The organism is Streptomyces sp. NPDC017890, assembly GCF_044328675.1.
Lineage (GTDB): Bacteria > Actinomycetota > Actinomycetes > Streptomycetales > Streptomycetaceae > Streptomyces.
The window spans coordinates 116,239-142,943 of the sequence record NZ_JBIRHU010000021.1; the positions used below are offsets into that span (position 1 = coordinate 116,239).

A 26,705-nucleotide genomic window follows, 5' to 3' on the forward strand; every position below is an offset into this window, starting at 1 on the left:
GAGCCGGTCAGTCGAGGAACTCCCCGTCGACGTACGTCCATGCCCCGTCGACCCGCTCGAACCGGCTCCGCTCGTGCAGCGACCCACCGCGGTAGGACGCCCGGAACGTCACGGTCCCGGCGGAGTGGAAGGCGGACCCGCCGGTCGCGGCCAGGATCTCCAGCCCGGCCCACCGTGTCCCCGGGCCGAGGTCGAGGCGCTCGGGGCGGGTCCGGGGATGCCACGTGCGCAGCAGGTACCCGGCGTCCTGCCGTACGAAGGCGCTGTACCGCGAGCGCATCAGGGCCTCGGCGGTCGGCGCGGCGGCCGCGCCCGTGTGGAAGCGGCCGCAGCAGTCCTCGTAGGTCCTGGGGAGCCCGCACGGGCAGGAACGAGTTGGCATGGCGGCCATTGTGCCTGGTCGACGCCGGGCCTCGGCGGGAGACACTGAAGGGCCCTTGGTGACCAAGGGCCCTTCAGTGATCCATCTGGTGTCCGAGGGGGGACTTGAACCCCCACGCCCGATAAAGGGCACTAGCACCTCAAGCTAGCGCGTCTGCCATTCCGCCACCCGGACAAGGTGTCTGTCGTGCGGGGTTTTCCCCCGGCGACGACGTAAACATTACCAGGCTTTCCGGGGTGGCCGATCACCCCCACCTTGGGCGGGGGCGGCCGGAGGGGGAGGATGAGAGGGACCCACCAGCAGCGACGTCAGCAGTGACCAGCAGCAGTATCCAGCCAGCAGTGACCAGCAGCAGTGACAGCGGGAGGAAGCACGTGAGCGACTCGGGCACGGCCAGGAGCGTCACCGGCGAGGACGAGGTCGTCGACCTCTGCCGCGAGCTGATCCGGATCGACACCAGCAACTACGGCGACCACTCGGGTCCGGGCGAGCGCAAGGCGGCGGAGTACGTCGCCGAGAAGCTCGCCGAGGTGGGACTCGAACCGCAGATCTTCGAGTCCCACCCCGGACGCGCTTCCACGGTGGCCCGGATCGAGGGCGAGGACCCGTCCAGGCCCGCGCTGCTCATCCACGGCCACACCGACGTCGTCCCGGCCAACGCGGACGACTGGACCCACCACCCCTTCTCCGGCGAGATCGCGGACGGGTGCGTGTGGGGGCGCGGCGCGGTCGACATGAAGGACATGGACGCGATGACGCTGGCGGTCGTCCGCGACCGGCTGCGCAGCGGGCGCAAGCCCCCGCGCGACATCGTGCTGGCGTTCCTCGCGGACGAGGAGGCCGGCGGCACGTACGGCGCCAAGCACCTGGTGCACAAGCACCCGGAACTGTTCGAGGGCGTCAGCGAGGCGATCGGCGAGGTCGGCGGGTTCTCCTTCACGGTCAACGAGAAGCTGCGGCTCTACCTCGTCGAGACCGCCGAGAAGGGCATGCACTGGATGCGGCTCACCGTCGACGGCACGGCCGGGCACGGGTCGATGACCAACGACGACAACGCGATCACCGAACTGTGCGAGGCGGTGGCACGGCTCGGCCGGCACAAGTGGCCGGTCAGGGTCACCAAGACCGTACGGGCCTTCCTGGACGAACTGTCCGACGCGCTCGGCACCGAACTCGACCCCGAGAACATGGAGGAGACCCTCGCCAAGCTCGGCGGCATCGCCCGGATGATCGGCACGACGCTGCGCAACTCGGCGGCGCCCACCCAGCTCGGCGCCGGCTACAAGGTCAACGTCATCCCCGGGCAGGCCACCGCGCACGTCGACGGACGCTTCCTGCCCGGCTACGAGGAGGAGTTCCTCGCCGACCTCGACCGCATCCTCGGCCCGCGCGTGCGGCGTGAGGACGTGCACGCCGACAAGGCGCTGGAGACCGACTTCGACGGCCGGCTCGTCGACGCCATGCAGACCGCCCTGCGCGCCGAGGACCCGATCGCGCGCGCGGTGCCCTACATGCTCTCCGGCGGCACCGACGCCAAGTCCTTCGACGACCTCGGCATCCGCTGCTTCGGCTTCGCGCCGCTCAAGCTGCCGCCGGAGCTGGACTTCGCGGGCATGTTCCACGGGGTGGACGAGCGGGTGCCGGTGGAGGGGCTGCAGTTCGGCGTGCGGGTGCTCGACCGCTTCATCGACGCGTCCTGATCCGCCCGCTGAAACCCGACTTCCGCACGCGGCGGTATTCGGCCGCCCGTGCGGGGGCCGACCGGGACGAGTGAATACGCTCATAAGCTCGTAGCCTCATTAGTTCCTCCTCGTTACAGGTGATGCGATCAGCAAGCTGGGATCGCGCTTGCCAACTAGGAGGAACAATGCTCAAGAAGGTCGTCGCCGTTGCGGCAGCCACCGGTGGTCTGGTGCTCGCGGGCGCTGGCATGGCCGCCGCCGACTCCGGTGCTCAGGGTGCCGCCGTGCACTCGCCGGGCGTCCTTTCCGGCAACGTCGTTCAGGCGCCCATCCACGTTCCCGTGAACGTCTGCGGCAACACGGTCTCCGTGATCGGTCTGCTGAACCCCGCCTTCGGCAACGTCTGCATCAACAAGTGACGTTGTGCCTCGCCCCATGAGGGTCTGAGTCCGTCGGCCCCGGAGCGCACGCCATGTGCTCCGGGGCCGACGGCCTTTGGGAAGACCTTCGGGGCCGGAGGCCGACGGCAACGCCGGGATTCCCGGCACTGTCGCCACTGCGCGACTTCTCGCTACCACGCGACTTCTCGGTGCACGGCACTTCTCGGTACCACGGGACAAGGGCAAGGCAGGGATTCAGAAAATGCGACAGGGCACCCGCAAGGGCCTGATGACGATGGCGGCGGCCACCGGCGTGATCGCCGCCGCGGGCGGCGCCGCCCACGCGGACTCGGGGGCGTACGGCTCGAGTTCGGGTTCGCCCGGCGTACTGTCCGGCAACACGGTGCAGGCGCCGGTGCACGTGCCGGTGAACGTCTGCGGCAACACGGTCGACGTCATCGGCGTCCTCAACCCCGCGATGGGCAACTCGTGCACCAATCAGGGCGGCGGTGCGTCCGGCGAGTATGGCGGCTCCGGCGGCGGGCACAGCTCGCACGGAGGCTCGCACGCCGATGGGCAGGCCACCGACTCACCCGGCGTCGCCTCCGGCAATCACGTCGAGGCGCCGATCCACGTGCCGGTGAACGTGTGCGGCAACAGCGTCGACATCGTCGGCGCCCTCAACCCGGCCACCGGCAACGACTGCGGCAACGGGGGTGGCGGGAATCACACCACGCCGCCCGGCGGTGACCACGAGACGCCTCCCGGGGACCCGGACGACCCCGCGGAGCCGGGTGACCCGGGCGACCCCGAGGCCCCGGGTGATCCCGGCACTGAGAGCAGCCCGCCCGACTCGGACGACGAGACGCCGGGCGGTTCCTCGCACGTCAGCCGGCCGGGCACCCAGACCGTCGCCCAGCCCGGGGGCGACGCACAGCTCGCCGAGACCGGCAGCGACCTGTCCCTCGGCCTCGCCCTGCCGGTGGGCGCGGGCGCGCTGCTCGCGGGCACGGTGCTCTACCGCAAGGCGCGCGCCTCGGCGTGACCACGCGGACCGGCACGCGCAGCGGGCCCCGCACCGGCGGGGCCCGCTCCGTCTCCGTCACCCGAGCGCGGTCGGGTCCCGTCACCGGCTCACCGGGTGGCGCGTACCTGGGTCACCAGGTGGCGCGTACCTGGCGGATGATCCGCCGCCGCAGCCGCACCTTGCGGCTGCCGTCGCGCAGCAGGCTCAGGCGGTACAACTCCCAGTGTCCGTACTCGGCGTGGTCGGTCAGCAGACGTGTCGTCTCCTTGCGGGAAACCCCGCGTGGCACGTACACGTCGACAAATTCGTATTCCGGCATCGCATCTATTGTGCGGGCTGGGGCCCGGTACGGATAGCGTCTGCACTATGTCTGATGCTGCGCAGCCCACCGCTGCCGAGGTACGCGCCGCCGCCGAGGCGGTCAAGACCGCGCTCGACCGCCACCTGGCCGCGGTCGAACGCCGGTCGGGGGAGGACGACCCGGCCGTCTATGACGCGTTCAACCAGCTGGCCGCGGCCGCGGAGGCGTACGACGAACTGCTCTACGACCGTTACGACGAGGTCACTCCCTTCGAGATCCCCGGCGCGGACGACTCGCTGCCGCCGTACACGGGCCCCGAGGAGCCCAACGCGCTGAGCGTCCTCATCCGCCGTGACTACGCCGTGGCCGAGCCGCAGCGGCTGATGGCCCAGGCCCGGCGGATCGAGGCGGCGGACGACGACGGGGCGGGCGTGGAGGCCTCCGGCACGGTTCACGGGGCGCTCGGCCTCCTGTTCGGCGAGTTCGAGGCGGACGAGATCGCTTCCCGGCACAAGGAGTTCGGCCTGGAAGAAGGCGACTCCACGCTCTGGGTGACGGCCGCGGACGAGGCCGCCGACCCCGGCGAGTGGCTGGAGGCCCCGTTCGAGCAGGCCGATCCGCAACGGGTGGTCTGCCGTTTCGACGTCAGTGCGGTGTTCGACGACGAGTTCGACGACGGCCTCGATGACGAAGAGGACGACGACGGGACCGGCGACGGCGACGTGGACGTGGACGTGGACGTGGATGTGGAGGAACTGGAGGAGGACCTCGACACGGACCTGGACGAGGACCTGGCCACGGACGCGGACCTGGACACGGACGAGGACGAGGACGACGACCGGGACGAGGACGGTGAACCGGTGCGGCCGCAGGCGGATCGCTGAGCGGCGGACCGCCGGGCGACGGAGCCGGGACGGACCGGCCGGCGTGACAGCGTGACAGCGTGACAGCGGCGGTCACAGGGGTTGCCCCCTGTGACCGCCGCTGTCACGTTTGCCCAGCACGGCGGGCGAGGCCACGCCACGAGGCGAGGCGTCCCGGCCGGGTGCGCGCCGGGCGTCAGCCCGCCGCTGGGACCTGCGGCTGGAGCAACACCGGCAGCCGGGTCGTGCGCGGCTTCGCGGGCACCTCGGCCACGGCACGGGGCAGCGTCTGCTCCACGCCGTGCACCACGGACAGATGGCGCGCGGCCCGGCCGAACGCCGTGTAGACCCAGGGCCGGCTGAGGGCCTGCGCGGCATCGCCGGGCAGGACCACGACCACCGCCGGCCACCGGCCGCCCACCGCCTGGTGCGCGGTCAGCGCCCATCCGTGCCGTACGGACCGCTCCACCCGCTCCTTCGGCACGACGACCGCCTCGCCCGCGCACGACAGGTGCAGCCCGTCGGCGTCGGCCTTCACCACCCGGCCCGGTACCACCCGGCCCGGTGCGGGGGAGTAGGCCACACGGTCGCCGGGGTCGAACCCGCCGAACCGGCCGGGGCCGGGGTTCAGCCGCTCCTTCAGAGCCGCGTTGAGCGCCCGTGTGCCCGCCGCGCCGCCGTGGCCCGGCGTGATCACCTGGGTCTCCTCGGCGGGGACGCCGATCGCGCGCGGCACCGAGTCCGCGACGAGCTGGACGGTGCGGTGCACGGCCTCGCCCGCGTCCCGCACCGGCACGATCACGACCTCCTTGCCGGGCGCCTCCACCTGGCCCAGCTCGCCGATGCCGATGCCGGAGACCAGTTCACCGAGCGGGCCGGGGTCCGGCCGCCGCGAGGCGATCTGGGGGCAGATCCGCGCCGCCAGCAGGTCCGCGAAAATCCGCCCGGGACCCGCGGACCACAGCACCGCGGGATCCCCGGCGAGCACCAGCCGGGCCCCGTCCGGCAGCGACTCCGCCAGCAGGGCGCCCGCCTCGACGTCCAGCTGCGGGGCGTCGAGCACGACGAGCAGATCGAGGTCCAGCGCACCGTCCGAGTCCCGGCCCGGCCCCTCGGCCCCGGTCAGCAGCCCGGCCACGGTGACGACGGCCGGACCGGCCGGTACGGCGCCGTCCGGGACCGTGGGGCCGGGGGAGCGTGTCGCGGACGGCAGGTCGCCCAGCAGGGCGGCGAAGCGGTCGCGGCCGAGCGGTCCGTGTGCGGCGGCCCAGGCGCGCAGGCCCAGGGCGTGCGCGGCGTGCAGCAGGGCCGCCGGTTCGGCCAGGGCGGCCTCCCCGCCGGTGTGCAGGACCAGCCCGTGGTCCGTGACGGCGCGGATCAGGTCGGCCGCACAACCCTGCGCCAAGGCGGCGGCCTGCTCCCAGTCCGCCGCCGAACCGTCCTGCTTCGGCGCCGAGTTGACCAGCCGGGCCAGACCGTCGGCGAGGCTCTCCTCGGCGAGCGCGTACCGTTCCAGACCGATCAGGACCCGGACCGGGCGTTCCTCGCCTTCGTCCGTCCCCTCCGCCTCCGCCTCGCCGGTCGCGTCCACCGGGTTCGTCGGGTTCGTCGCGTTGCCCGGGTGGGCGCCGGTCTCCTCCAGGGCGTCCTGGAAGGCCAGCGCCTCTCCCTCCGCGAGCGTGCTCTGTACGGCGGCGTCGGGGTCCGGCACGCCCCGCTGGGCCAGCGTGGCCGTGAGCCGGGGCAGTTCCAGGGCCGTGTGCCCGGCCAGGGCCGCCTGCTCCAGCAGCCATACCGTGATCGCACGGCCGCGGCGCTCGTCGTCCGGACCGCACGCTGCGCCGAGCAGTGCCCGGGCGAACCCGTCGGCCTGCTCCGGCCGTACTCCGGCGACCCGGAGCAGCTGCCAGGGGTCCGCGCGCAGTGCCTCCTCCGCCTCCTCGCCGAGGAGCACGGCGGTCTGCGCCGCGAGCGCCTCGGGGGCGCCGCCCTCGGCCAGTACGCGCCGCACGGCCTGGACGGTCTCCGGGGCGGGTCCCGCGGTGCCGGAGGCCGGCTCGGCCGGCACCGGCCGGGGCCGGTGTACCGGCTCCGGGGCGGGGCGGCGCGGGGCCGGCCCGGGGTCGCCGAAGACGGTGGCAGTGGGCTTCTCACCGCTCTCCACGGCCCGCACGGCGGCGAGTAGATCGGCCGCCGTCCCGCTGAGCTTGGCCCCGGCGTCGATCGGCGCCTGCTTCTCGGCCTTCCGCCGTTCGATCCGCTCCCGCACGAGCCGCTGAGCGGCCTGCTCGGCCTCGGCCTCGGACACCTGCCCCGCCGCGCTGTCACCGTCCGCGCTGTCACCGTCCGCGCTGTCACCGTCCGCGTCGTCGCCGTCCGGCTGTCCGGTCGTCGTCTCGCTCCCGGCGCCGTCGGACCTGGGCCCGGGCGGCTCCGCGGTTGCCTCGGTGGCCCGGTCGCCCGCGGTCTGCCCGGCGGACGCCTCGCCCCCGGCGCCGTCGAGCGCCTGCTCCTGACCGGCGGCCCCGGTGTCAGAGGCTCCGGCGTCGGCCGGTGCCTCGGCGTCGGCCCCGTTCGCGGTGCCCGCGGTCTCCGGCCCGGCGTCCATGGTGTCCGCGACGTCCGCGGTGTCCTCAGAGGCGGGCTCGGGCTCCGTGCTCACAGCGTGCTCCAGTCGTGATCGGGATAGCGGTGCACGGGCGCCGACACGTCGTCGAGAGCCCGGCAGATCTCGTCAGGAAGACTAAGGGTCTCCACTGACAACGCCGCCGTGAGCTGCTGCGCGTTGCGTGCGCCGACGATCGGGGCGACCACGCCGGGCCGGTCGCGTACCCAGGCCAGCGCCACTTGGAGCGGGGTCACGGCGAGCCCGTCCGCCGCCGTCGCCACGGCGTCCACGATGTGGCCGGCCGTGTCGTCGAGGTAGGGCGCGACGAACGGGGCCATGTGCTCCAAGGCGCCGCGAGAGTCGGACGGCGTCGCGTCCCCCCGGTACTTGCCGGTGAGGACCCCCCGGCCCAGCGGCGAGGAGGGCAGCAGGCCGATGCCCAGGTCCAGGGCGGCAGGCAGCACCTCGCGTTCGATGCCGCGCTGGAGCAGCGAGTACTCCATCTGGGTGCTCGCCAGCCGGTTCCGTACGGCCGGCGCCGCCAGCTGCCAAGTGGCCGCCTTGGCCAGCTGCCAGCCGCAGAAGTTGGAGGCCCCCGCGTACCGGGCACGGCCGCTGCTCACCGCCACGTCCAGGGCGTGCAGCGTCTCCTCCAGCGGCGTGTGCGGATCGAAGGCGTGCAGGTGCCACACGTCGACGTGGTCCGTGCCGAGGCGGGCCAGCGAGGCGTCCAGCGCGGAGAGCAGGTGGGCGCGCGAACCGTCGAAGCGGCGGTCGGGGTCGGGCACGCTGCCCGCCTTGGTCGAGATCACCAGGTCCCGGCGCGGCACCAGCCCTTCCATGAGCCGTCCGAGCAGGTACTCGGCTTCCCCGTCGCCGTACACGTCCGCCGTGTCGACGAGGGTTCCGCCCGCTTCCCAGAAGGTCTTCAAGAGGTCCGCGGCGTCGTGCTCGTCCGTGTCACGGCCCCAGGTCAGGGTGCCGAGACCGATGCGGGACACGCGCAGGCCGGTGCGGCCGAGATGCCTCTGCTCCATGAACGCCGACATTACTGGCCACGGCTTGCGCTGTGGGGGCCTGTGGACAACCGAATTCCCACGCTATGGTCGGGACCCGGAAGACATTACTGATCAGTAAGGGGAATCGGCCATGCAGCTCGGGATCAACCTCGGCTACTGGGGTGCCGGAATGGACGGGGACAACCTGGCCGTCGCTCAGGAGGCCGACCGGCTCGGGTACGCCGTCTGCTGGGCCGCCGAGGCCTACGGCTCCGACGCGGCCACCGTGCTCACCTGGGTCGCCGCGCAGACCGAGCGCATCGACGTGGGTTCGGCCATCTTCCAGATCCCGGCCCGCCAGCCCGCGATGACCGCGATGACGGCCGCCACCCTGGACTCCCTCTCGAAGGGCCGCTTCCGCCTGGGCCTCGGCGTCTCCGGCCCGCAGGTCTCCGAGGGCTGGTACGGGGTCGAGTTCGACAAGCCGCTGGCCCGCACCCGCGAGTACGTCGAGATCGTGCGGAAGGCGATGACGCGGGAACGGCTGTCGTACGAGGGGCGGCACTGGACGCTGCCGCTGCCCGGCGGTCCCGGCAAGCCGATCAAGCTGACGGTGCACCCGCAGCGCGAGCACATCCCGCTGTACATCGCCGCGATCGGCCCCAAGAACCTGGAGCAGACCGGCGAGATCGCCGACGGCGCCCTGCTGATCTTCCCGTCCGCCGACCACCTGGAGGACACGGCGATCCGGCACCTGCGCGCCGGGCGGGAGAAGGCCGGGAAGACCCTCGCCGGATTCGACGTCTGCCCGACCGTGCCGCTCGCCCTCGGCGACGACAAGGACGTCGCCGCGCTCGCCGACACCTTCCGCCCCTACACCGCGCTGTACGTCGGAGGCATGGGCAGCCGCAAGCAGAACTTCTACAACCAGCTCGCCCAGCGCATGGGCTACGAGGCGGAGGCCGCCGAGATCCAGGACAAGTACCTGTCCGGCGACAAGCAGGGCGCCGCGGCGGCCGTACCGCACGACCTGATCGACGGGACGACACTGCTCGGTTCCGTCGACCGCATCGCGGACCGGATGAAGGCCTACGCCGCCGCCGGTGTCACCACGCTGACCCTCGCCCCCGCGGGCTTCACCCTGGACGAGAGGATCGCCGCGCTCCGCGCCGGCACCGAAGCCCTGGAGCGCGCCGGACTGGCCTGAGGTCTGTCGGACCGGCCTGGGGTCCATCGGACCGGCCTGGGTCCGTCGGGAGGTTTCTGCGGCCGTGGTGGGGGCTCGGGGGGTCTTCCCCGCCACGGCCGTCACGGGGAACAACGCGCCCGCGTGCCCGTGGTTACGCCTCCTCGTGTTCCCGGCCGTCCTTCTTTTGGCCGAGTTGCCCGCCGCACCTGTTGCCGCGCCTCGTCTCCCGCACTTGACTCGTTCCTTGCGGAGTCTCGCGGAGTCTGCGGAACCTGCGACATCCTGCAGAGGCAGAGAGGTGCCACCGATGCTTTCGGCCAAGAGTCTGTTCCAGGAGATCCTCGACAACGACGAGTCGTTCCGTCTCTTCTGCTCCATCGCGGCCAGCGGGGAGTCGCAGGGCGGCTGGGAGAACGCGCGCATCGCGGCGCTGGTACCCGAGAGCGAGCGGGCCCTCGCCCCCAGGATCACCCGGCACGGCGCGGACGAGGACAAGCACGGGCGGATCTTCAACGCCCTGCTGAAGAAGCGCGGCCTCGAACCCGTCGAAGTGCCCGCCGAGACCGACTACACCAAGCTCCTGGAACGCCACGGCATCGGCCTAGCCCACGAGAAGCTCAAGGCCGACGAGCCCCTCACGGTGCGGGACGTCATCACCTACCTCGCGCACAGCAGGGTCACCGAGCAGCGTGCGGCCGAGCAGATGGCGATGCTCCTCAAGTACTTCGCGGACCATCCGGACCTCGGCCGGGCCGTCCGGATGATCTCGGCCGACGAGGACAACCACCTCGCCTACTCCCACGAGGAACTGCTGCGCTACGCCGCCGCCGGGCACGGCCGGTACATCCAGCGGACGCTGCGCGAGTGCGCGCTCGCCGAGATCCGCGTCCACCGGGACGTCAGCCTCGCGGTGATGGCCCGCATGGGGGGCCTCCTGGGCTGGCCGCGCACCAGGTCGGCGATGCTCGCGGCGGGCATCCACGCGATGTACGCCTACGAGCGGCTGGCCGGCTGGCGCCGCATGGTGACGCTGAGGACACCCGAACGGCGCGATGCGCTCGGCGGGCCCGCCGCCACGACTTTCGAGGTCGCCTGACGGTCACCGCAATGGCCTGACGGCCTCCGCGGCCGTCCTACGGGCCCTGAGGCACGCCTGCCCCTACAGCCAGCCCCGGCGCTTGAACAACCGGAACAGCAGCACCTCCAGTGCGACCATCAGCACGATCACCGCCGGGTAGCCCCACTCCCAGTGCAGTTCCGGCATGTGGTCGAAGTTCATGCCGTAGATCCCCGCGACCATGGTGGGCACCGCCGCCATCGCCGCCCACGCGGAGATCTTCCGCATGTCGTCGTTCTGCCGGACGCTCGTCTGCGCCAGGTGTGCCGACAGGATGTCCGAGACCAGCCGGTCCAGTGCCTCCACCGACTCGTTCACGCGCGTGAGGTGGTCGCTCACGTCCCGGAAGAACGGCCGCGCCCTGTCGTTCACGAAGGGCACCCCGGCGCCGAACGCCCCCGTCCCGGCCAGCCGGGCCAGCGGTGGCGCCAGCGGGCCGGTCGCCCGGCGGAACTCCAGGACCTGCCGCTTGAAGGTGTAGATCCTGGACGCCGTGTGCCGGGAGCCGCCGCCGTCCGGTGAGAAGACCTCGGCCTCCAGTTCCTCCAGGTCGTTCTGCAGCTCGACCGCCACGTCCAGATAGTGGTCGACGGCGGCGTCCGCTATCGCGTACAGCACCGCGGTGGGGCCCTTGCCGAGCAGTTCGGGCTCGTGCTCCAGACGCTGCCGTACGGCCCTCAGCGGGGCGCCCTCGCCGTGCCGGACGACGACCACGAACGCGTCACCCAGAAAGATCATGAGCTCGTCGGTGGAGACGGCGTCGCTCTCCGGCTCGTACACCACCGGCTTGAGAACGGCGAAGAGCGAGTCCTCGTACACCTCTAGCTTGGGCCGCTGGTGGGCCTTCAGGGCGTCCTCCACCGCCAGCGGATGCAACCCGAACTCCTGGGTGACCAGGTCGAACTCGTCCTCCGTCGGCTCGTGCAGCCCGATCCAGACGAAACCGCCCGCGGTCCGCGCCTCGCCCAGCGCATCGGAGAAATCCTCCGGTCCGTCCGTGCGGTGCCCGTCCCGGTAGATGGCACAGTCGACGATCACCGAACACATTCTCCCTTCACCCCGGCACCCGAGCACCGTGCCGTATGCCTACCCTGTCCGCATGCCCACGCTGATCCTGGTCAGGCACGGACGTTCCACCGCCAACACCGAGGGGCTGCTCGCCGGCTGGACGCCCGGCGTCGCCCTCGACGAACGCGGGGCCGCACAGGCCGCCGCGCTGCCCGGTCGGCTCGCCGCCCTGCCGCTCTCAGAGGTCGTCACCAGCCCGCTGCAGCGCTGCCAGGAGACGATCCGCCCACTGCTCGACGCCCGGCCCGGACTGCGGGCGCACACCGACGAACGGATCGGGGAGTGCCACTACGGCGACTGGTCCGGCCGCAAGCTCGCCGAGCTGGGGGACGAGCCCCTGATGGAGGTGGTCCAGGCCCACCCCTCCGCCGCCGCGTTCCCCGGCGGCGAGTCGATGCGCGCGATGCAGACCCGCGCCGCCGAGGCGGTCCGCGAGTGGAACGCGCGCGTGGAGCGCGACCACGGCGCCGACGCCGTCTACCTCATGTGCTCCCACGGCGACATCATCAAGTCCCTCGTCGCGGAGGCGCTGGGCCTGCACCTCGACCTCTTCCAGCGGATCTCCGTCGAGCCCTGCTCCGTCACCGCGATCCGCTACACCCGGCTGCGCCCGTTCCTCGTACGCCTCGGTGACACCGGCGACTTCGCCTCCCTCGCCCCGAACGAGGAGCCCTCGGGCGACCAGGCCGCCGTCGGTGGTGGTGCGGGCGCACCGTGATCGTCGCCCGCAGTAGGGTGAAGCGGTCGCAGCAGTGCCCCCGACTTCCCGCTTTCCCCGCTTTCCCCGACTTCCATGGAGACAGGACGTGTCCCGTCAGGTGTTCCTCTACGACCAACCGGAACGTTTCGTGGCCGGTACGGTCGGACTGCCCGGGCGCCGTACGTTCTTCCTCCAGGCCATCGCCGGCTCCCGGGTGACCAGCGTGGCCCTGGAGAAGACCCAGGTCGCCGCCCTCGCCGAGCGCATGGACGAACTCCTCGACGAGGTCGTACGGCGCAGCGGCGGCAGCACCGTCGTCCCCGCCGTCGCCCCCACCGAGCCCGCCGACACCGCCCCGCTGGACACCCCCGTCGAGGAGGAGTTCAGGGTCGGCACCATGGCGCTCGCCTGGGACGGCGAGGACCAGCGCATGATCGTCGAGGCGCAGGCCCTCGTGGAGCTGGACGCCGAGTCCGAGGAGGACCTGGCGGAAGCCGAGGAGCGGCTCCTCCAGGACGAGGAGAACGGCCCCCCGATGCTCCGGGTCCGCCTCACCGGCACACAGGCCAGGGCCTTCGCCAAGCGAGCCCTCGACGTCGTCAACGCCGGGCGGCCGCCGTGCCCGCTGTGCAGCCTCCCGCTCGACCCGGAAGGACACGTATGTCCGCGCCAGAACGGATACCGCCGCGGAGCGTGACCACCGAAGCGGCGACCGCCGAGTTGCTCGCCCTGGGCGAACTGACCGTGCGCGGACGCATCCGTGACGCCTCCAACGCGGCCCTGTACTGCACGGTCACGCACGAGGGACGCGAGGCGGCCTGCATCTACAAGCCGGTCGCCGGGGAACGGCCCCTGTGGGACTTCCCCGACGGCGACCTCGCCCGGCGCGAGGTCGCCGCCTACGAGGTCTCCGAGGCGACCGGCTGGGGCCTCGTACCGCCCACCGTGCTGCGCGACGGACCGTACGGCGAGGGCATGTGCCAGCTGTGGATCGAGGCGGTGCCCCAGACGGAGCTGCTCGCCCTGGTCGAGGACGAGGAACCCGGCCCCGGCTGGAAGGCGATCGCCCTCGCCGAGGTCGGGGAGGGCCGCACCGCGCTGCTCGTACACGCCGACGACGAGCGACTGCGCCGGCTCGCCGTGCTGGACGCCGTGATCAACAACGCCGACCGCAAGGGCGGCCATCTGCTGCCCGCGGACGAGGAACGGCTGTACGGCATCGACCACGGCGTGGCCTTCCACGCCGAGAACAAGCTGCGCACCCTGCTGTGGGGCTGGGCGGGCGATCCGCTCACCGGGGAGGCCCTGGCGGTGCTCGACGGGCTCAGGGAGGCACTGAAGGACGGCGGGGCCCTGGCGACCCGGCTGGGTGCGCTGATCACCCCCGCCGAACTCGACGCCACGCGCGCGCGTGTGGCGGCCCTGCTGGCCTCCGGGAGGCACCCGGAACCGAGCGGGGAGTGGCCGGCCATTCCCTGGCCGCCCGTGTAGGCACCCGTCGTGGCCCGACCGGCACAACGGCCGGTGCCGCGCAAGAGTGCCTTACCGGCCATCCGGCCCGGTCCGGTTCGTGTACGGAACATCCGTCCGGTTAGGCTCATGACATGCATGCCTGGCCCGCTTCCGAGGTCCCCGCCCTGCCTGGTCAGGGTCGCGACCTGAGGATCCACGACACCGCGACCGGAGGCCTGGTCACTCTCGACCCCGGTCCCGTCGCCCGCATCTATGTCTGCGGCATCACGCCGTACGACGCCACCCACATGGGGCACGCGGCGACCTACAACGCGTTCGACCTCGTGCAACGCGTGTGGCTCGACAACAAGCGGCAGGTTCACTACGTCCAGAACGTCACCGACGTCGACGACCCGCTGCTGGAGCGGGCCGAGCGGGACGGCGTCGACTGGACCGCCCTCGCCGAGAAGGAGACCGCCCTCTTCCGTGAGGACATGACGGCGCTGCGGATGCTGCCGCCGCGGCACTACATAGGCGCCGTGGAGGCCATACCCGGGATCGTCCCGCTCGTCGAGCGGCTGCGGGACGCGGGCGCGGCGTACGAGCTCGAGGGGGACATCTACTTCTCCGTCGAGTCCGACCCCCACTTCGGTGGTGTCTCCCACCTCGACGCCGCCGCCATGCGGCTGCTCTCCGCCGAGCGGGGCGGGGACCCGGACCGGCCGGGGAAGAAGAACCCGCTCGACCCGATGCTGTGGATGACGGCCCGCGAGGGCGAGCCCAGCTGGGACGGCGGCTCACTCGGCCGAGGCCGCCCCGGCTGGCACATCGAGTGCGTGGCCATCGCCCTCGACCACCTCGGCATGGGCTTCGACGTCCAGGGCGGCGGCTCCGACCTCGCCTTCCCGCACCACGAGATGGGCGCCTCGCACGCCCAGGCGCTCACCGGCGAGTTCCCCATGGCCAAGGCGTACGTCCACGCCGGCATGGTCGGTCTCCACGGCGAGAAGATGTCCAAGTCCAAGGGCAACCTGGTCTTCGTCTCGCAGTTGCGCCGTGAGGGCGTCGACCCGGCCGCGATCCGGCTCACGCTGCTCGCCCACCACTACCGCTCGGACTGGGAGTGGACCGACCGGGTACTCCAGGACGCCCTCGCCCGGCTCGACCGCTGGCGCGCAGCGGTCTCCCGGCCCGACGGTCCGTCCGCCGAGGCGCTCGTCGAGGAGATCCGCGCGGCCCTCGCGAACGACCTGGATTCCCCGGCCGCCCTCGACGCGGTCGACCGGTGGGCCGCGCTCCAGCAGGAGAGCGGCGGCACGGACATCGGCGCCCCCGGTGTCGTCTCCCGCGCGGTCGACGCGCTGCTGGGCGTGGCGCTGTAAGCAGCCGTGCATACGGGGACGGGGGCGCTTCCCGCCGGGAAGCGCCCCCGTCCCCGTATGTTCAGTCCTCCGACGACTCCTCGTCGTCCCCGTTCGCCTTCGGCGGCTTCGGCGGACGCGTACGGCCGCTGGGACTGTCCCGCAGATACGGCGTTCCGGGCGGGCCCTCACCGCCGTCGGCCGTGGCGTGGCCACCCGGACCACCCGGCCCGGAGCCGTCCCGTCGCCGCAGATACCGCTCGAACTCCCGGGCGATCGCCTCGCCCGACGCCTCCGGCAGCTCCGCGGTGTCCCGGGCCTCCTCCAGCGACTGGACGTACTCGGCGACCTCGCTGTCCTCGGCGGCCAGCTGGTCCACCCCCACCTGCCAGGCGCGCGCGTCCTCGGGCAGTTCGCCCAGCGGGATGCGTACGTCGATGAGGTCCTCCAGCCGGTTCAGCAGGGCCAGCGTGGCCTTCGGGTTCGGCGGCTGCGACACGTAGTGCGGCACCGCGGCCCACAGCGAGACGGCCGGTACACCCGCGTGCGTGCACGCCTCCTGGAGGATGCCGACGATGCCCGTGGGCCCCTCGTACTTGGTCTCCTCCAGGTCCATGCGCCGGGCCAGGTCGGCGTCCGACGTGGTGCCGCTGACCGGGACCGGACGGGTGTGCGGGGTGTCGCCCAGCAGGGCGCCCAGGACGACCACCAGCTCGACGCCCAGCTCGTGGGCGAAGCCCAGCAGCTCGTTGCAGAACGAGCGCCAGCGCATGGACGGCTCGATGCCGCGGACGAGCACGAGGTCCCGCGGTTTGTCACCGCCGACCCGGATCACCGACAGCCTCGTCGTCGGCCACGTGATCTTGCGGACGCCCGCTTCCATGAACACCGTGGGACGGTTGACCTGGAAGTCGTAGTAGTCCTCGGCGTCCAGCGCCGCGAACACCTCGCCCTTCCACTCCCGGTCGAGATGCGCGACCGCGGTGGAGGCGGCGTCGCCGGCGTCGTTCCAGCCCTCGAACGCGGCCACCATGACCGGGTCGACCAGCTCGGGAACCCCCTCGAGCTCGATCACCCAGTGCCTCCTTCCGACGTGCCCTCGCGTACCCCCCAACCTTACGGCGTGCCGAGGGGCCGCCCGCAGCCCCCTCGCACGGGGGAGTGAACGCATCACTGCCCCGTTACCGGCGGCCGGACACCCGCCGCCGCCACCGGATCGGAGCCGGCCCGGAACCGGATCAGAGAGTGGAGCGCAGCCACTGCTCCACGGACGCGATGTGCACCGTCGCCCACGAGCGTGCCGCCTCCGCGTCCCGGTCGCGCAGTGCGGCGAGGATCGCGCGGTGCTCGTGGAGGGTGCGGCTGACCGCGTCCTCCTGGGTGAGTCCGCGCCACAGGCGGGCGCGCGTCGTGGGACCGGACAGACCGTCGAGGAGGGAGCACAGCACCGAGTTGCCCGACGCTCCCACGATGCCCCGGTGGAACTCCACGTCGCAGGCGACCAGTTCCTCCACCGACGGTTCGGCGCCGAGGGCGTCCAACCGGGCACCGAGCGCGTCCAGTTCCCGCTCACTGATCCGGGCGGCAGCCAGCGCGGTCGCGGCCGGCTCCAGGATGCGGCGCACGGCGAGGAACTCCAGCACCGTGTCGTCCCGGTGGAAGTCGACGACGAAGCCGATGGCTTCCAGCAGGAGCTGCGGATCCAGACTGGTGACGTAGGTCCCGTCGCCCTGCCGCACGTCCAGGATCCGGATCAGGGACAGGGCGCGTACGGCCTCGCGCAGGGAGTTGCGGGACAGTCCGAGGCCGGCGGCGAGCTCGCTCTCCTTGGGCAGCCGGTCGCCGGGCCGCAGCGCGCCGGAGACGATCATGCCCTTGATCTTCTCGATCGCCTCGTCGGTGACCGCCACGGCCGACCTCCCTGTGCTTCGAAGACGTGCTCAGACATCCGATGTCTCACGCCATTATGGGGGGTGAACGCCGCGCGGGAGGCACGTGCGGGAGGCACGTGCGGGAGGTTTGTGCGGGAGGCGGCGGTTCCATCGGCGTGGAGCCGCCGCCTCCCGCTGCACCGGTGACCGGTCCTGCTTCCGGTCTGCTCCGGGTCCTACTTCTTGTCGAGCAGGTCCTGGACCTTCGCACGGACGTCCTCGGTGGCCAGACCGCGGATCGTCAGCGTCGTCCGCCGGCGCAGCACGTCGTCCGGCGTCTCGGCCCATTCGTGGTCCCGGGCCCACACGACCTGAGCCCAGATCTCCGGGGCGTCGGGGTGGACGCGCTGGGCCAGCTCAGGGTTGTCGTTGGCCAGGCGCGCGATGTCGAAGGCCAGCGAGCCGTAGTGCGTGGCCAGGTGCCTGGCGGTGTCCGCCGCCATGCGCGGGCCGGGCGCCGGGCCGTCCACCAGCAGCCGGTGCGCCACCGCGCGCGGGTTGGCGACGCCCGGCAGCGGCAGCTTCTTCGGCAGCGACGCGATCGGCTCGAAGTCGTCGCCCAAGGGGTGGCCCGGCAGCGCCTCCAGCTTCTTCATCACCGTACGGCCGATGTGGCGGAAGGTGGTCCACTTGCCGCCCGCGACGGACAGCATGCCGCCCCGGCCCTCGCTGACGACCGTCTCGCGCTTGGCCTTCGCGGTGTCACCGGGGCCGCCCGGGAGCACGCGCAGACCCGCGAAGGAGTATGTGATCAGGTCCCGGTCGAGCTGCTGGTCGCGGATGGAGAACGCGGCCTCGTCGAGGATCTGGGCTATGTCCTTGTCGTTGACCGCGACGTCCGCCGGGTCGCCCTCGAACTCCTCGTCGGTCGTGCCGAGGAGCAGCATGTCCTCCCAGGGGAGGGCGAAGGTGATCCGGTACTTGTCGATCGGGGTCGCCAGCGCGGCCTTCCAGGGCGCGGTGCGCTTGAGCACCAGGTGCGCGCCCTTGGACAGGCGGATGGACGGGGCCGCGTTCGGGTCCTCCATCCGGCGCAGGTGGTCGACCCAGGGGCCGGTGGCGTTGAGCACCAGGCGGGCACTGACCCCGAACTCGTCACCGGTCAGCCGGTCCTTCAGCTCGGCGCCGGTGACCCGGCCCTTGGTGAAGCGCAGACCGGTCACCTCGGCGTGGTTGAGGACGACCGCGCCGGAGTCGACCGCCGCGCGGACGGTCATCAGCGCCATGCGGGCGTCGTTCATCTGGTCGTCGCCGTACACGGCCACGGCCTTGAGGTTGTCGGTGCGCAGCTCCGGCACGTCCTGCGCGGCCTTGGCCGGGGAGAGCAGGTGGCCGACGCCGTCACCGAAGGCGGAGAGCGCCGAGTACGCGAAGACACCGGCGCCGAGCTTCGCCGCGCCGTGCGGCCCGCCCTTGTACACGGGGAGGTAGAAGGTGAGCGGGTTCGCCAGGTGGGGGGCCACCTGGCGGGAGACCGCACGGCGCTCGAAGTGGTTCTCCGCCACCAGCTTCACCGCGCCGGTCTGCAGGTAGCGCAGCCCGCCGTGGAGCAGCTTGGAGGAGGCGGAGGAGGTGGCGCCGGCGAAGTCGCCGGCGTCGACCACGGCCACCCTGAGGCCGGACTGCGCGGCGTGCCAGGCGGTGGAGATGCCCAGGATGCCGCCGCCGATCACGAGAAGGTCGTACGACGCCTTGGAGAGCTGCTCCCGGGTCTCGGCCCGGCTCGGGTTCGAGCCGGAGGCCGGGTGCGTACCCAGGGCAGGCACGGTCTGCAGGGTGGACTGAGTGGTCATTGCGGTTCTTACTCCTCGTCCTCGAGCCAGCCCATGGTCCGCTCGACGGCCTTGAGCCAGCTCTTGTACTCACGGTCGCGGATGTCCGCGTCCATGCGGGGGGTCCACTCGGCGGCCCGACGCCAGTTGGCGCGCAGGTCGTCGGTGCTGTTCCAGAAGCCGACGGCCAGGCCGGCGGCGTAGGCGGCGCCGAGGCAGGTGGTCTCGGCGACCATCGGGCGCACCACGGGGGCGTCCACGAAGTCGGCGAGGGTCTGCATCAGCAGGTTGTTGGAGGTCATGCCGCCGTCGACCTTGAGGGCGGTCAGCTCCACGCCGGAGTCCTTCGTCATGGCGTCCGCGATCTCCCGCGTCTGCCAGGCGGTGGCCTCCAGCACGGCGCGCGCGAGGTGCGCCTTGGTGACGTACCGGGTGAGACCGGCGATCACACCGCGGGCGTCGGAGCGCCAGTACGGGGCGAACAGGCCGGAGAAGGCCGGCACGAAGTAGGCGCCGCCGTTGTCCTCGACCTGCATCGCCAGGGTTTCGATCTCGGCGGCGGTGGAGATCAGGCCCATCTGGTCGCGCATCCACTGCACCAGCGAACCGGTGACGGCGATCGAGCCCTCCAGGGCGTAGACCGTGTCCTGGTCGCCGATCTTGTAGCCGACCGTGGTCAGCAGGCCCGAGTAGGAGTTGATGAGCTTGTCACCGGTGTTCATCACCATGAAGGTGCCGGTGCCGTACGTCGACTTGGTCTCGCCCTCGGAGAAGCAGGTCTGGCCGAACAGGGCCGCCTGCTGGTCGCCGAGCGCGGAGGCGACCGGGATGCCGCCGAGCAGCTCGCCCAGTCTGCCGCCCTTGATCTCGCCGTAGACCTCGGCGGAGGAGCGGATCTCGGGAAGCATCTGGACCGGCACGCCGATCGACTCCGCGATCCGCTCGTCCCACTGCATGGTGTGCAGGTTCATCAGCAGGGTGCGGGAGGCGTTGGTGACGTCGGTGACGTGCTTGCCGCCGTTCACCCCGCCGGTCAGGTTCCAGATGACCCAGGTGTCCATGGTGCCGAAGAGCAGGTCGCCCGCCTCGGCGCGCTCGCGCAGGCCGTCGACGTTGTCGAGCAGCCAGCGGGCCTTGGGCCCGGCGAAGTAGGAGGCGAGGGGGAGGCCGGTCTCGCGGCGGAAGCGGTCCTGGCCGACGTTGCGGCCGAGCTCGCGGCACAGGGCGTCGGTGCGGGTGTCCTGCCAGACGATGGCGTTGTGGACGGGCTCACCGGTGTTCCTGTCCCAGACGAGGGTGGTCTCGCGCTGGTTGGTGATGCCGATGGCCTTGATGTCGTCGCGGGTGATGCCGGCCTTCTCGATCGCCCCGGCGACGACCTCCTGGACGTTGGTCCAGATCTCGGCGGCGTCGTGCTCGACCCAGCCCGGCTTGGGGAAGATCTGCTCGTGTTCCTTCTGGTCGACGGAGACGATGCGCCCGTCCCGGTCGAAGACGATGCAGCGGGAGGAGGTCGTGCCCTGGTCGATCGCGGCGATGAAGGGTCCGGCGGTGTGAGCGTCGGTCACTGTGTGCTCCTGGGGTTCCGTGGTGTGGGGCCGGTGCGTACGGCGCGTGTTCTGCGGCTCGATGATGGCCGAGCGGAAGGCCGCTCAGGCGAACGCGACGTTGTAGACACCTCCGGCGATCGCGCCGCCGATCAGCGGACCGACGACCGGGACCCAGGCGTAGGACCAGTCGGAGCCGCCCTTGTTGGGCAGGGGCAGCAGGGCGTGCACGATGCGCGGACCGAGGTCGCGGACCGGGTTGATCGCGTAGCCCGTCGGGCCACCGAGGGACAGGCCGATCGAGACCACCACGAACGCGGTGATCAGGGCGCCCAGGGTGCCGAGGCCGTTGCCCTCGTCGTTGAGGCCCTGGGTGAGGATGGCGAGCAGCAGGACGAAGGTGCCGATGATCTCGGTGGCGAGGTTCTGCACCGCGTTGCGGATCTCGGGGCCGGTGGAGAAGACGCCCAGGACGGGGCCGGCGCCCTTCTCCTGGGCCTCGACCGACTTGGCCGTCGTGTCCCGCGCGTCCGGGCCGCCGACGATCTCCCGGTCGGTGAGGTGGGCCTGGAACTGGCCGTAGTAGGTGACCCAGACCAGGACCGCGCCGATCATGGCGCCGAGGAGTTGCCCCGCGAAGTAGGTGGGGACGTTGCTCCAGTCACTGTCCTTGATCGCGATGCCGACCGTCACGGCCGGGTTGAGGTGGGCGCCGGAGAGCGGGGTGGAGATGTACGCGGCCGTCATGACGGCGAAGCCCCACCCGAGGGCGATGGCGACCCAGCCGGCGTTGCGCGCCTTGGAGGCCTTGAGCGTCACGGCGGCACACACGCCGCCGCCGAGCAGGATGAGTATGGCGGTACCAATGGTCTCGCCGATGAAGATGTCGGAGCTGGACACCCGCGACTCCTTTGTCCTTCGTCCAGGGAAAGCCGAACTCCCGGGTCCCTCCGGGTGTTCTGGCGCCCTCGTGTGAGAGCGATGGCGGCCCTTGGCGTTGTCACACTCTAACGCGTATTGCCGGTAGGTGTTCGACAATGCCGACCGATGGACGCGAGTCTCGTCTCGGCGTCAGGCATGCGTCAAGAGCTCTGTTATCGAAAACACGATCGTTATTGATCGACGTGGGCTATCGGTTCCCGAGGCAGGGCGTGCGGACCTTCGGGCGGCATGCCCGCTACGCCGCTCCCGAGCGGCCTGCCGGCCGGCCGCTTCGGAGCATGCGGAAGGACCGGGACGCCGTCCGGCATCCCGGTCCCCGGGTGTGTCGGTGTGCCGGCATCCCGGTCCCGGGTGTGTCGGTGTGCCGCTATACCGGGTGTGTCCGTGCCCGGGGCGCTCCTAGAACCGCCCGGCGCCCAGGTCCCGCGACACGGCGCGGGCGCAGTCCCGTACGGCCGCGACCAGCTCGGGCCGCAGCTCGCCGTCCCGGCGCAGCCGTTCCACGGCCCCGGTGATGCCGACCGCGCCGACCGGCATGCGCCGGCGGTCGTGGATGGGGGCGGCGATGGAGGCGATGCCGTCCCAGGTCTCCTCGACGTCGGCGGCGTAGCCACGCGCGCGCGTGATGTCCAGGATGTGTTCGAAGCCGTCCGGTTCGCAGACGGTCCGGTCCGTGTACGCCGTGCGGTCGGCCTCCAGGGCCTCGCTGTGCGCGACCGGGTCGTACGCGGACAGCACCTTGCCCAGCGCCGTGGAGTGCAGCGGTTGCATGGCCCCGATCTCCAGCACCTGCCGGCTGTCGTCGGGCCGGAAGACGTGGTGCACGATCAGGACGCCCCGCTGGTGCAGGACACCGAGGTGGACGCTCTCGCCGCTCGACCGGGCCAGGTCGTCCGTCCACACCAGGGCGCGCGCCCGCAGTTCGTGCACGTCGAGGTACGTCGTGCCCAGGCGCAGCAGCTCGGCGCCCAGCTGGTAGCGCCCGGAGGCGTCGTCCTGCTCGACGAAGCCCTCCTGCTGGAGGGTGCGCAGGATGCCGTGGGCGGTACCTTTGGCCAGACCCAGCGACGAGGCGATGTCCGACAGGCCGAGCCGCCGCTCGCCGCCCGCGAGCAGGCGCAGCATCGCGGCCGCCCGCTCGAGCGACTGGATGTTCCGTGCCATCGACGTACTGCCTCCGTCCCCTTCGACTGCCGACCTCGGCGTCGCTGACGCCGTTCGGCAATGCCGAACACTACCGGTCGATGCCGACCTCCCGCTAATGGTCGGCGGGCAACTGTCGCACTTCCGCCACGCCCCGGTGGCCGGGACCCTCCTCGGACACCGGCGGGGGGACCCGGGCAGCCCCCGTCCCGGCACTCCCTCCGCGTGGCCGCCTCCGGCCCGTTCCCGGCACGCCCGCCGCCCCCTCCGACCGTTCCCTGCCCCTTTGCGGCTGGGCTTCGGCCCCTGTCCGGCCCTGTCCGTGGCTCGGTCCCGCCTCGCTCTCGGCCTGCCGTGGCGCGCCCTCCTCCCGTACTCGGCCTGTTCGTGGCTCACGCTCGGCCCGTCCCCGGCTCGCCCCCGGAGCCGGCCCGTTCCGGAACGCCGAAAGGTCACCCCTTCGGCGGGCACCCGCCCCGCCGTACTCGTCCGTCTCGTGGACGCCCCCGACCATCCGCCCCCGGTCCCGGCTACCCTGGCGACGTGCGTTCTCCCCCGGACGTTCCCTGCGGACGGCACCGGGCAGCGCAAAGCCGACAGCCGTCGCATCCTAGGGAGCCCCTTCATGGCCTCGTCGCCGTCCACCCCGTCCGCCGACACCCGGACCCGTGTGTCCGCCCTTCGCGAGGCGCTCGCCACCCGTGTGGTGGTCGCCGACGGCGCGATGGGCACCATGCTCCAGGCGCAGAACCCCTCGCTGGACGATTTCCAGCAGCTGGAAGGGTGCAACGAGGTCCTGAACCAGACCCGGCCGGACATCGTGCGCTCGGTGCACGAGGAGTACTTCGCCGCCGGCGTCGACTGCGTGGGGACCAACACCTTCGGCGCCAACCACTCCGCGCTGGCCGAGTACGACATTCCCGAGCGTGTCCACGAGCTGTCGGAGGCCGGCGCCCGGGTGGCCCGTGAGGTCGCCGACGAGTTCGCCGCGCGCGACGGCCGGCAACGCTGGGTGCTCGGTTCCATCGGCCCGGGCACCAAGCTCCCCACCCTCGGCCACGCCCCGTACACGGTTCTGCGGGACGCCTACCAGCGCAACGCGGAGGGCCTGGTCGCGGGCGGCGCGGACGCGCTGCTGGTGGAGACGACGCAGGACCTGCTGCAGACCAAGGCTTCCGTGCTCGGCGCCCGGCGCGCCCTGGACGCCCTGGGCCTCGACCTGCCGGTGATCTGCTCGGTGACGGTGGAGACGACCGGCACGATGCTGCTGGGCTCGGAGATCGGCGCCGCGCTGACCGCGCTGGAGCCGCTGGGCATCGACATGATCGGCATGAACTGCGCGACCGGCCCGGCGGAGATGAGCGAGCACCTGCGCTACCTCGCCCGCCACTCCCGGATCCCGCTGTCCTGCATGCCCAACGCCGGCCTGCCGGTCCTGGGCAAGGACGGCGCCCACTACCCGCTGACCGCTTCCGAGCTGGCCGACGCACAGGAGACCTTCGTACGCGAGTACGGACTGTCCCTGGTCGGCGGCTGCTGCGGCACCACGCCCGAGCACCTGCGCCAGGTCGTGGAACGGGTGCGGGGCACCGCCCCCACCGAGCGCCACCCGCGTCCCGAGCCGGGCGCGGCCTCCCTCTACCAGAGCGTGCCGTTCCGGCAGGACACCTCCTACCTGGCCATCGGTGAGCGGACGAACGCCAACGGGTCGAGGAAGTTCCGTGAGGCCATGCTGGAGGGCCGCTGGGACGACTGCGTGGAGATGGCCCGCGACCAGATCCGCGAGGGCGCGCACATGCTGGACCTGTGCGTGGACTACGTGGGCCGCGACGGCGTGGCCGACATGGAGGAGCTCGCCGGGCGTTTCGCGACCGCGTCGACGCTGCCGATCGTGCTGGACTCCACCGAGGTCGACGTCGTGCGCGCCGGGCTGGAGAAGCTCGGCGGCCGCGCGGTCATCAACTCGGTCAACTACGAGGACGGCGCAGGCCCCGACTCCCGGTTCGCGAAGGTCACCCGGCTGGCGCAGGAGCACGGTGCCGCGCTGATCGCCCTGACCATCGACGAGGAGGGCCAGGCCCGCACCGCCGAGAAGAAGGTCGAGATCGCCGAACGGCTGATCGACGACCTGACGGGCAACTGGGGCATCCACGAGTCGGACATCCTCGTCGACTGCCTGACGTTCACCATCTGCACCGGCCAGGAGGAGTCCCGGGGCGACGGCGTCGCCACCATCGAGGGCATCCGCGAACTGAAGCGGCGCCACCCGGACGTGCAGACCACCCTCGGTCTGTCGAACATCTCCTTCGGTCTCAACCCGGCCGCCCGCATCCTGCTCAACTCCGTGTTCCTGGACGAGTGCGTCAAGGCCGGCCTGGACTCGGCGATCGTGCACGCGAGCAAGATCCTGCCGATCGCGCGGTTCGACGAGGAGCAGGTCACCACCGCCCTGGACCTGATCTACGACCGCCGCCGCGAGGGTTACGACCCGCTGCAGAAGCTCATGGCCCTCTTCGAGGGCGCCACGGCCAAGTCGCTGCGGGCGTCCAAGTCCGAGGAACTGGCCGCCCTCCCACTGGACGAGCGCCTCAAGCGCCGCATCATCGACGGTGAGAAGAACGGCCTGGAACAGGACCTCGACGAGGCCCTGACGGAGCGTCCGGCCCTCGACATCGTCAACGAGACCCTCCTCGACGGCATGAAGGTGGTCGGTGAGCTGTTCGGCTCCGGCCAGATGCAGCTGCCGTTCGTGCTCCAGTCCGCCGAGGTCATGAAGACCGCGGTGGCCCACCTGGAGCCGCACATGGAGAAGACCGACGACGACGGCAAGGGCACCATCGTGCTGGCCACCGTCCGCGGCGACGTGCACGACATCGGCAAGAACCTCGTCGACATCATCCTCTCCAACAACGGCTACAACGTCGTCAACCTCGGCATCAAGCAGCCGGTCTCCGCGATCCTCGAGGCGGCCGACGAGCACCGCGCCGACGTCATCGGCATGTCCGGGCTCCTGGTCAAGTCCACCGTGATCATGAAGGAGAACCTGGAGGAGCTCAACCAGCGGGGGCTGGCCGCCGACTACCCCGTCATCCTCGGCGGCGCGGCCCTCACCCGCGCCTACGTCGAGCAGGACCTCCACGAGATCTACGACGGCGAGGTCCGCTACGCCCGCGACGCCTTCGAGGGCCTGCGCCTGATGGACGCCTTGATCGGCATCAAGCGCGGAGTGCCCGGCGCGAAACTGCCCGAACTGCGCCAGCGCCGGGTCCGCGCGGCCACCGTGGAGATCGAGGAGCGCCCCGAGGAGGGCCACGTCCGCTCCGACGTCGCCACCGACAACCCCGTACCGACCCCGCCCTTCCGCGGCACCCGCGTGGTCAAGGGCATCCAGCTCAAGGAGTACGCGTCCTGGCTGGACGAGGGCGCCCTGTTCAAGGGGCAGTGGGGCCTGAAGCAGGCCCGTACCGGCGAGGGCCCCTCGTACGAGGAACTGGTCGAGTCCGAGGGCCGGCCGAGGCTGCGCGGGCTGCTGGACCGGCTCCAGACGGAGAACCTGCTGGAGGCGGCCGTGGTCTACGGCTACTTCCCGTGCGTCTCCAAGGACGACGACCTGATCGTCCTCGACGACGACGGCAACGAGCGCACCCGGTTCACCTTCCCGCGCCAGCGCCGCGGCCGGCGCCTGTGCCTGGCCGACTTCTTCCGCCCGGAGGAGTCCGGCGAGAGGGACGTCGTCGGCTTCCAGGTCGTCACCGTCGGCTCCCGGATCGGCGAGGAGACGGCCCGCATGTTCGAGGCCAACGCCTACCGCGACTACCTCGAACTGCACGGCCTGTCCGTACAGCTCGCCGAGGCCCTCGCCGAGTACTGGCACGCGCGCGTGCGCTCCGAGCTCGGTTTCGCCGGGGAGGACCCGGCCCGGATGGAGGACATGTTCGCCCTGAAGTACCGGGGCGCCCGCTTCTCCCTCGGCTACGGCGCCTGCCCGGACCTGGAGGACCGCGCCAAGATCGCCGACCTGCTCCAGCCGGAACGCATCGGCGTCCACCTGTCCGAGGAGTTCCAGCTCCACCCCGAGCAGTCCACCGACGCCATCGTGATCCACCACCCCGAGGCGAAGTACTTCAACGCCCGCTGAGGCCCTCGGAGCCCGCCCACGGGTCACATCAGGCGTTCTCGTCCCGCGCGACGTACACTGGTCGGTCCACTGCAGGCCGGTTCCCTTCGTGGGAGCCGGCCTGA

General features: G+C 71.8%; 22 protein-coding genes and 1 tRNA gene. 11 read left to right on the forward strand and 12 right to left on the reverse strand.

Translation table 11 applies throughout. The annotated features are described in order from the left end of the window. Window positions 1–7: 7 nt before the first annotated feature. Both ACH4F2_RS26615 and ACH4F2_RS26620 read right to left on the reverse strand, forming a co-directional pair. Complete coding sequence (locus ACH4F2_RS26615) at window positions 8–391, reverse strand: YchJ family protein (protein WP_398135265.1); 384 nt, start codon at window positions 389–391, stop codon at window positions 8–10. A 77-nt stretch (window positions 392–468) separates the two neighbouring features. Next, window positions 469–556: transfer RNA gene (locus tag ACH4F2_RS26620), tRNA-Leu, on the reverse strand. Between the two features lie 200 nt (window positions 557–756). Here ACH4F2_RS26620 and ACH4F2_RS26625 point away from each other — a divergent pair. The 3 genes from ACH4F2_RS26625 (at window position 757) to ACH4F2_RS26635 (ending at window position 3,489) form a co-directional block, all read left to right on the forward strand. Beyond that, complete coding sequence (locus ACH4F2_RS26625) at window positions 757–2,082, forward strand: M20/M25/M40 family metallo-hydrolase (protein ID WP_398135295.1); 1,326 nt, start codon at window positions 757–759, stop codon at window positions 2,080–2,082. Window positions 2,083–2,249: 167 nt separating this feature from the next. Continuing rightward, window positions 2,250–2,483 carry a chaplin ChpH gene (chpH, locus tag ACH4F2_RS26630; RefSeq protein ID WP_398135266.1) on the forward strand — a complete coding sequence of 78 codons (234 nt, stop codon included), beginning with the start codon at window positions 2,250–2,252 and terminating at the stop codon, window positions 2,481–2,483. Window positions 2,484–2,706: 223 nt separating this feature from the next. After that, a complete protein-coding gene (locus ACH4F2_RS26635) occupies window positions 2,707–3,489 on the forward strand; it encodes a chaplin family protein (RefSeq protein WP_398135267.1) in 783 nt (260 codons plus the stop codon). Between the two features lie 112 nt (window positions 3,490–3,601). On the opposite strand, the gene ACH4F2_RS26640 is transcribed toward ACH4F2_RS26635, so the two are convergent. Next, entirely contained in the window at window positions 3,602–3,790 is a 189-nt protein-coding gene (locus ACH4F2_RS26640) for a DUF5703 family protein (protein WP_161163089.1), read from the reverse strand. Between the two features lie 47 nt (window positions 3,791–3,837). Here ACH4F2_RS26640 and ACH4F2_RS26645 point away from each other — a divergent pair, with 47 nt between their 5' ends. Then, complete coding sequence (locus ACH4F2_RS26645) at window positions 3,838–4,656, forward strand: hypothetical protein (protein WP_398135268.1); 819 nt, start codon at window positions 3,838–3,840, stop codon at window positions 4,654–4,656. A gap of 175 nt (window positions 4,657–4,831) precedes the next feature. Here ACH4F2_RS26645 and ACH4F2_RS26650 read toward each other — a convergent pair whose 3' ends face one another. Both ACH4F2_RS26650 and ACH4F2_RS26655 read right to left on the reverse strand, forming a co-directional pair. Continuing rightward, window positions 4,832–7,243, reverse strand: coding sequence for a helix-hairpin-helix domain-containing protein (locus ACH4F2_RS26650; protein WP_398135296.1), 2,412 nt, complete (start codon window positions 7,241–7,243; stop codon window positions 4,832–4,834). Between the two features lie 50 nt (window positions 7,244–7,293). Then, the gene (locus ACH4F2_RS26655) at window positions 7,294–8,280 is read right to left on the reverse strand and encodes an aldo/keto reductase (RefSeq protein WP_398135269.1); all 987 of its coding nucleotides are present in this window, start codon (window positions 8,278–8,280) and stop codon (window positions 7,294–7,296) included. A gap of 112 nt (window positions 8,281–8,392) precedes the next feature. Here ACH4F2_RS26655 and ACH4F2_RS26660 point away from each other — a divergent pair, with 112 nt between their 5' ends. Both ACH4F2_RS26660 and ACH4F2_RS26665 read left to right on the forward strand, forming a co-directional pair. After that, entirely contained in the window at window positions 8,393–9,448 is a 1,056-nt protein-coding gene (locus ACH4F2_RS26660; protein WP_398135270.1) for an LLM class F420-dependent oxidoreductase, read from the forward strand. A 289-nt stretch (window positions 9,449–9,737) separates the two neighbouring features. Next, window positions 9,738–10,526, forward strand: coding sequence for a ferritin-like domain-containing protein (locus ACH4F2_RS26665; protein WP_398135271.1), 789 nt, complete (start codon window positions 9,738–9,740; stop codon window positions 10,524–10,526). Between the two features lie 63 nt (window positions 10,527–10,589). Here ACH4F2_RS26665 and corA read toward each other — a convergent pair whose 3' ends face one another. Next, window positions 10,590–11,585, reverse strand: coding sequence for a magnesium/cobalt transporter CorA (corA, locus tag ACH4F2_RS26670; protein WP_398135272.1), 996 nt, complete (start codon window positions 11,583–11,585; stop codon window positions 10,590–10,592). A gap of 61 nt (window positions 11,586–11,646) precedes the next feature. On the opposite strand from corA, the gene ACH4F2_RS26675 reads away from it, so the two are divergent. The 4 genes from ACH4F2_RS26675 (at window position 11,647) to mshC (ending at window position 15,149) form a co-directional block, all read left to right on the forward strand. Continuing rightward, the gene (locus ACH4F2_RS26675; RefSeq protein WP_398135273.1) at window positions 11,647–12,333 is read left to right on the forward strand and encodes a histidine phosphatase family protein; all 687 of its coding nucleotides are present in this window, start codon (window positions 11,647–11,649) and stop codon (window positions 12,331–12,333) included. 88 nt (window positions 12,334–12,421) lie between these two features. Then, window positions 12,422–13,012, forward strand: a complete 591-nt coding sequence (locus tag ACH4F2_RS26680) for a DUF3090 domain-containing protein (RefSeq protein ID WP_398135274.1) — start codon at window positions 12,422–12,424, stop codon at window positions 13,010–13,012. After that, window positions 12,976–13,806 (forward strand): SCO1664 family protein, encoded by an 831-nt coding sequence (locus tag ACH4F2_RS26685; protein WP_398135275.1) that lies wholly within the window; start codon window positions 12,976–12,978, stop codon window positions 13,804–13,806. Before ACH4F2_RS26680 ends, ACH4F2_RS26685 begins: the two co-directional genes overlap by 37 nt. 113 nt (window positions 13,807–13,919) lie before the next feature. Beyond that, window positions 13,920–15,149: a cysteine--1-D-myo-inosityl 2-amino-2-deoxy-alpha-D-glucopyranoside ligase gene (gene mshC, locus ACH4F2_RS26690; protein ID WP_398135276.1), complete on the forward strand. Its 1,230-nt coding sequence runs from the start codon at window positions 13,920–13,922 to the stop codon at window positions 15,147–15,149. Between the two features lie 61 nt (window positions 15,150–15,210). Here mshC and parJ read toward each other — a convergent pair whose 3' ends face one another. The 6 genes from parJ to ACH4F2_RS26720 all read right to left on the reverse strand — a co-directional run bounded on the left by parJ (window position 15,211) and on the right by ACH4F2_RS26720 (window position 22,484). After that, window positions 15,211–16,203, reverse strand: coding sequence for a filament polymerization regulator ParJ (gene parJ / locus ACH4F2_RS26695; protein ID WP_398135277.1), 993 nt, complete (start codon window positions 16,201–16,203; stop codon window positions 15,211–15,213). Window positions 16,204–16,366: 163 nt separating this feature from the next. After that, complete coding sequence (locus ACH4F2_RS26700) at window positions 16,367–17,038, reverse strand: FadR/GntR family transcriptional regulator (RefSeq protein WP_398135278.1); 672 nt, start codon at window positions 17,036–17,038, stop codon at window positions 16,367–16,369. Window positions 17,039–17,235: 197 nt separating this feature from the next. After that, window positions 17,236–18,852, reverse strand: a complete 1,617-nt coding sequence (locus tag ACH4F2_RS26705) for an FAD-dependent oxidoreductase (protein WP_398135279.1) — start codon at window positions 18,850–18,852, stop codon at window positions 17,236–17,238. An 8-nt stretch (window positions 18,853–18,860) separates the two neighbouring features. Continuing rightward, window positions 18,861–20,399, reverse strand: coding sequence for a glycerol kinase GlpK (glpK, locus tag ACH4F2_RS26710; RefSeq protein ID WP_398135280.1), 1,539 nt, complete (start codon window positions 20,397–20,399; stop codon window positions 18,861–18,863). A gap of 84 nt (window positions 20,400–20,483) precedes the next feature. After that, window positions 20,484–21,278 carry an MIP/aquaporin family protein gene (locus ACH4F2_RS26715; protein WP_398135281.1) on the reverse strand — a complete coding sequence of 265 codons (795 nt, stop codon included), beginning with the start codon at window positions 21,276–21,278 and terminating at the stop codon, window positions 20,484–20,486. 441 nt (window positions 21,279–21,719) lie between these two features. After that, complete coding sequence (locus ACH4F2_RS26720) at window positions 21,720–22,484, reverse strand: IclR family transcriptional regulator (RefSeq protein WP_398135282.1); 765 nt, start codon at window positions 22,482–22,484, stop codon at window positions 21,720–21,722. Between the two features lie 604 nt (window positions 22,485–23,088). Here ACH4F2_RS26720 and metH point away from each other — a divergent pair. After that, window positions 23,089–26,601, forward strand: coding sequence for a methionine synthase (gene metH / locus ACH4F2_RS26725; protein WP_398135283.1), 3,513 nt, complete (start codon window positions 23,089–23,091; stop codon window positions 26,599–26,601). Window positions 26,602–26,705: the final 104 nt, after the last annotated feature.

What these genes read in the sequence shown, in the direction of transcription:
- ACH4F2_RS26615 (WP_398135265.1), bottom strand. Translation starts at nt 391, where the DNA reads ATGGCCGCCATGCCAACTCGTTCCTGCCCGTGCGGGCTCCCCAGGACC.
- chpH (WP_398135266.1), top strand. Translation starts at nt 2,250, where the DNA reads ATGCTCAAGAAGGTCGTCGCCGTTGCGGCAGCCACCGGTGGTCTGGTG.
- ACH4F2_RS26635 (WP_398135267.1), top strand. Translation starts at nt 2,707, where the DNA reads ATGCGACAGGGCACCCGCAAGGGCCTGATGACGATGGCGGCGGCCACC.
- ACH4F2_RS26640 (WP_161163089.1), bottom strand. Translation starts at nt 3,790, where the DNA reads ATGCCGGAATACGAATTTGTCGACGTGTACGTGCCACGCGGGGTTTCC.
- ACH4F2_RS26645 (WP_398135268.1), top strand. Translation starts at nt 3,838, where the DNA reads ATGTCTGATGCTGCGCAGCCCACCGCTGCCGAGGTACGCGCCGCCGCC.
- ACH4F2_RS26650 (WP_398135296.1), bottom strand. Translation starts at nt 7,243, where the DNA reads ATGGACGCCGGGCCGGAGACCGCGGGCACCGCGAACGGGGCCGACGCC.
- ACH4F2_RS26655 (WP_398135269.1), bottom strand. Translation starts at nt 8,280, where the DNA reads ATGGAGCAGAGGCATCTCGGCCGCACCGGCCTGCGCGTGTCCCGCATC.
- ACH4F2_RS26660 (WP_398135270.1), top strand. Translation starts at nt 8,393, where the DNA reads ATGCAGCTCGGGATCAACCTCGGCTACTGGGGTGCCGGAATGGACGGG.
- ACH4F2_RS26665 (WP_398135271.1), top strand. Translation starts at nt 9,738, where the DNA reads ATGCTTTCGGCCAAGAGTCTGTTCCAGGAGATCCTCGACAACGACGAG.
- ACH4F2_RS26675 (WP_398135273.1), top strand. Translation starts at nt 11,647, where the DNA reads ATGCCCACGCTGATCCTGGTCAGGCACGGACGTTCCACCGCCAACACC.
- ACH4F2_RS26685 (WP_398135275.1), top strand. Translation starts at nt 12,976, where the DNA reads ATGTCCGCGCCAGAACGGATACCGCCGCGGAGCGTGACCACCGAAGCG.
- mshC (WP_398135276.1), top strand. Translation starts at nt 13,920, where the DNA reads ATGCATGCCTGGCCCGCTTCCGAGGTCCCCGCCCTGCCTGGTCAGGGT.
- ACH4F2_RS26705 (WP_398135279.1), bottom strand. Translation starts at nt 18,852, where the DNA reads ATGACCACTCAGTCCACCCTGCAGACCGTGCCTGCCCTGGGTACGCAC.
- ACH4F2_RS26720 (WP_398135282.1), bottom strand. Translation starts at nt 22,484, where the DNA reads ATGGCACGGAACATCCAGTCGCTCGAGCGGGCGGCCGCGATGCTGCGC.
- metH (WP_398135283.1), top strand. Translation starts at nt 23,089, where the DNA reads ATGGCCTCGTCGCCGTCCACCCCGTCCGCCGACACCCGGACCCGTGTG.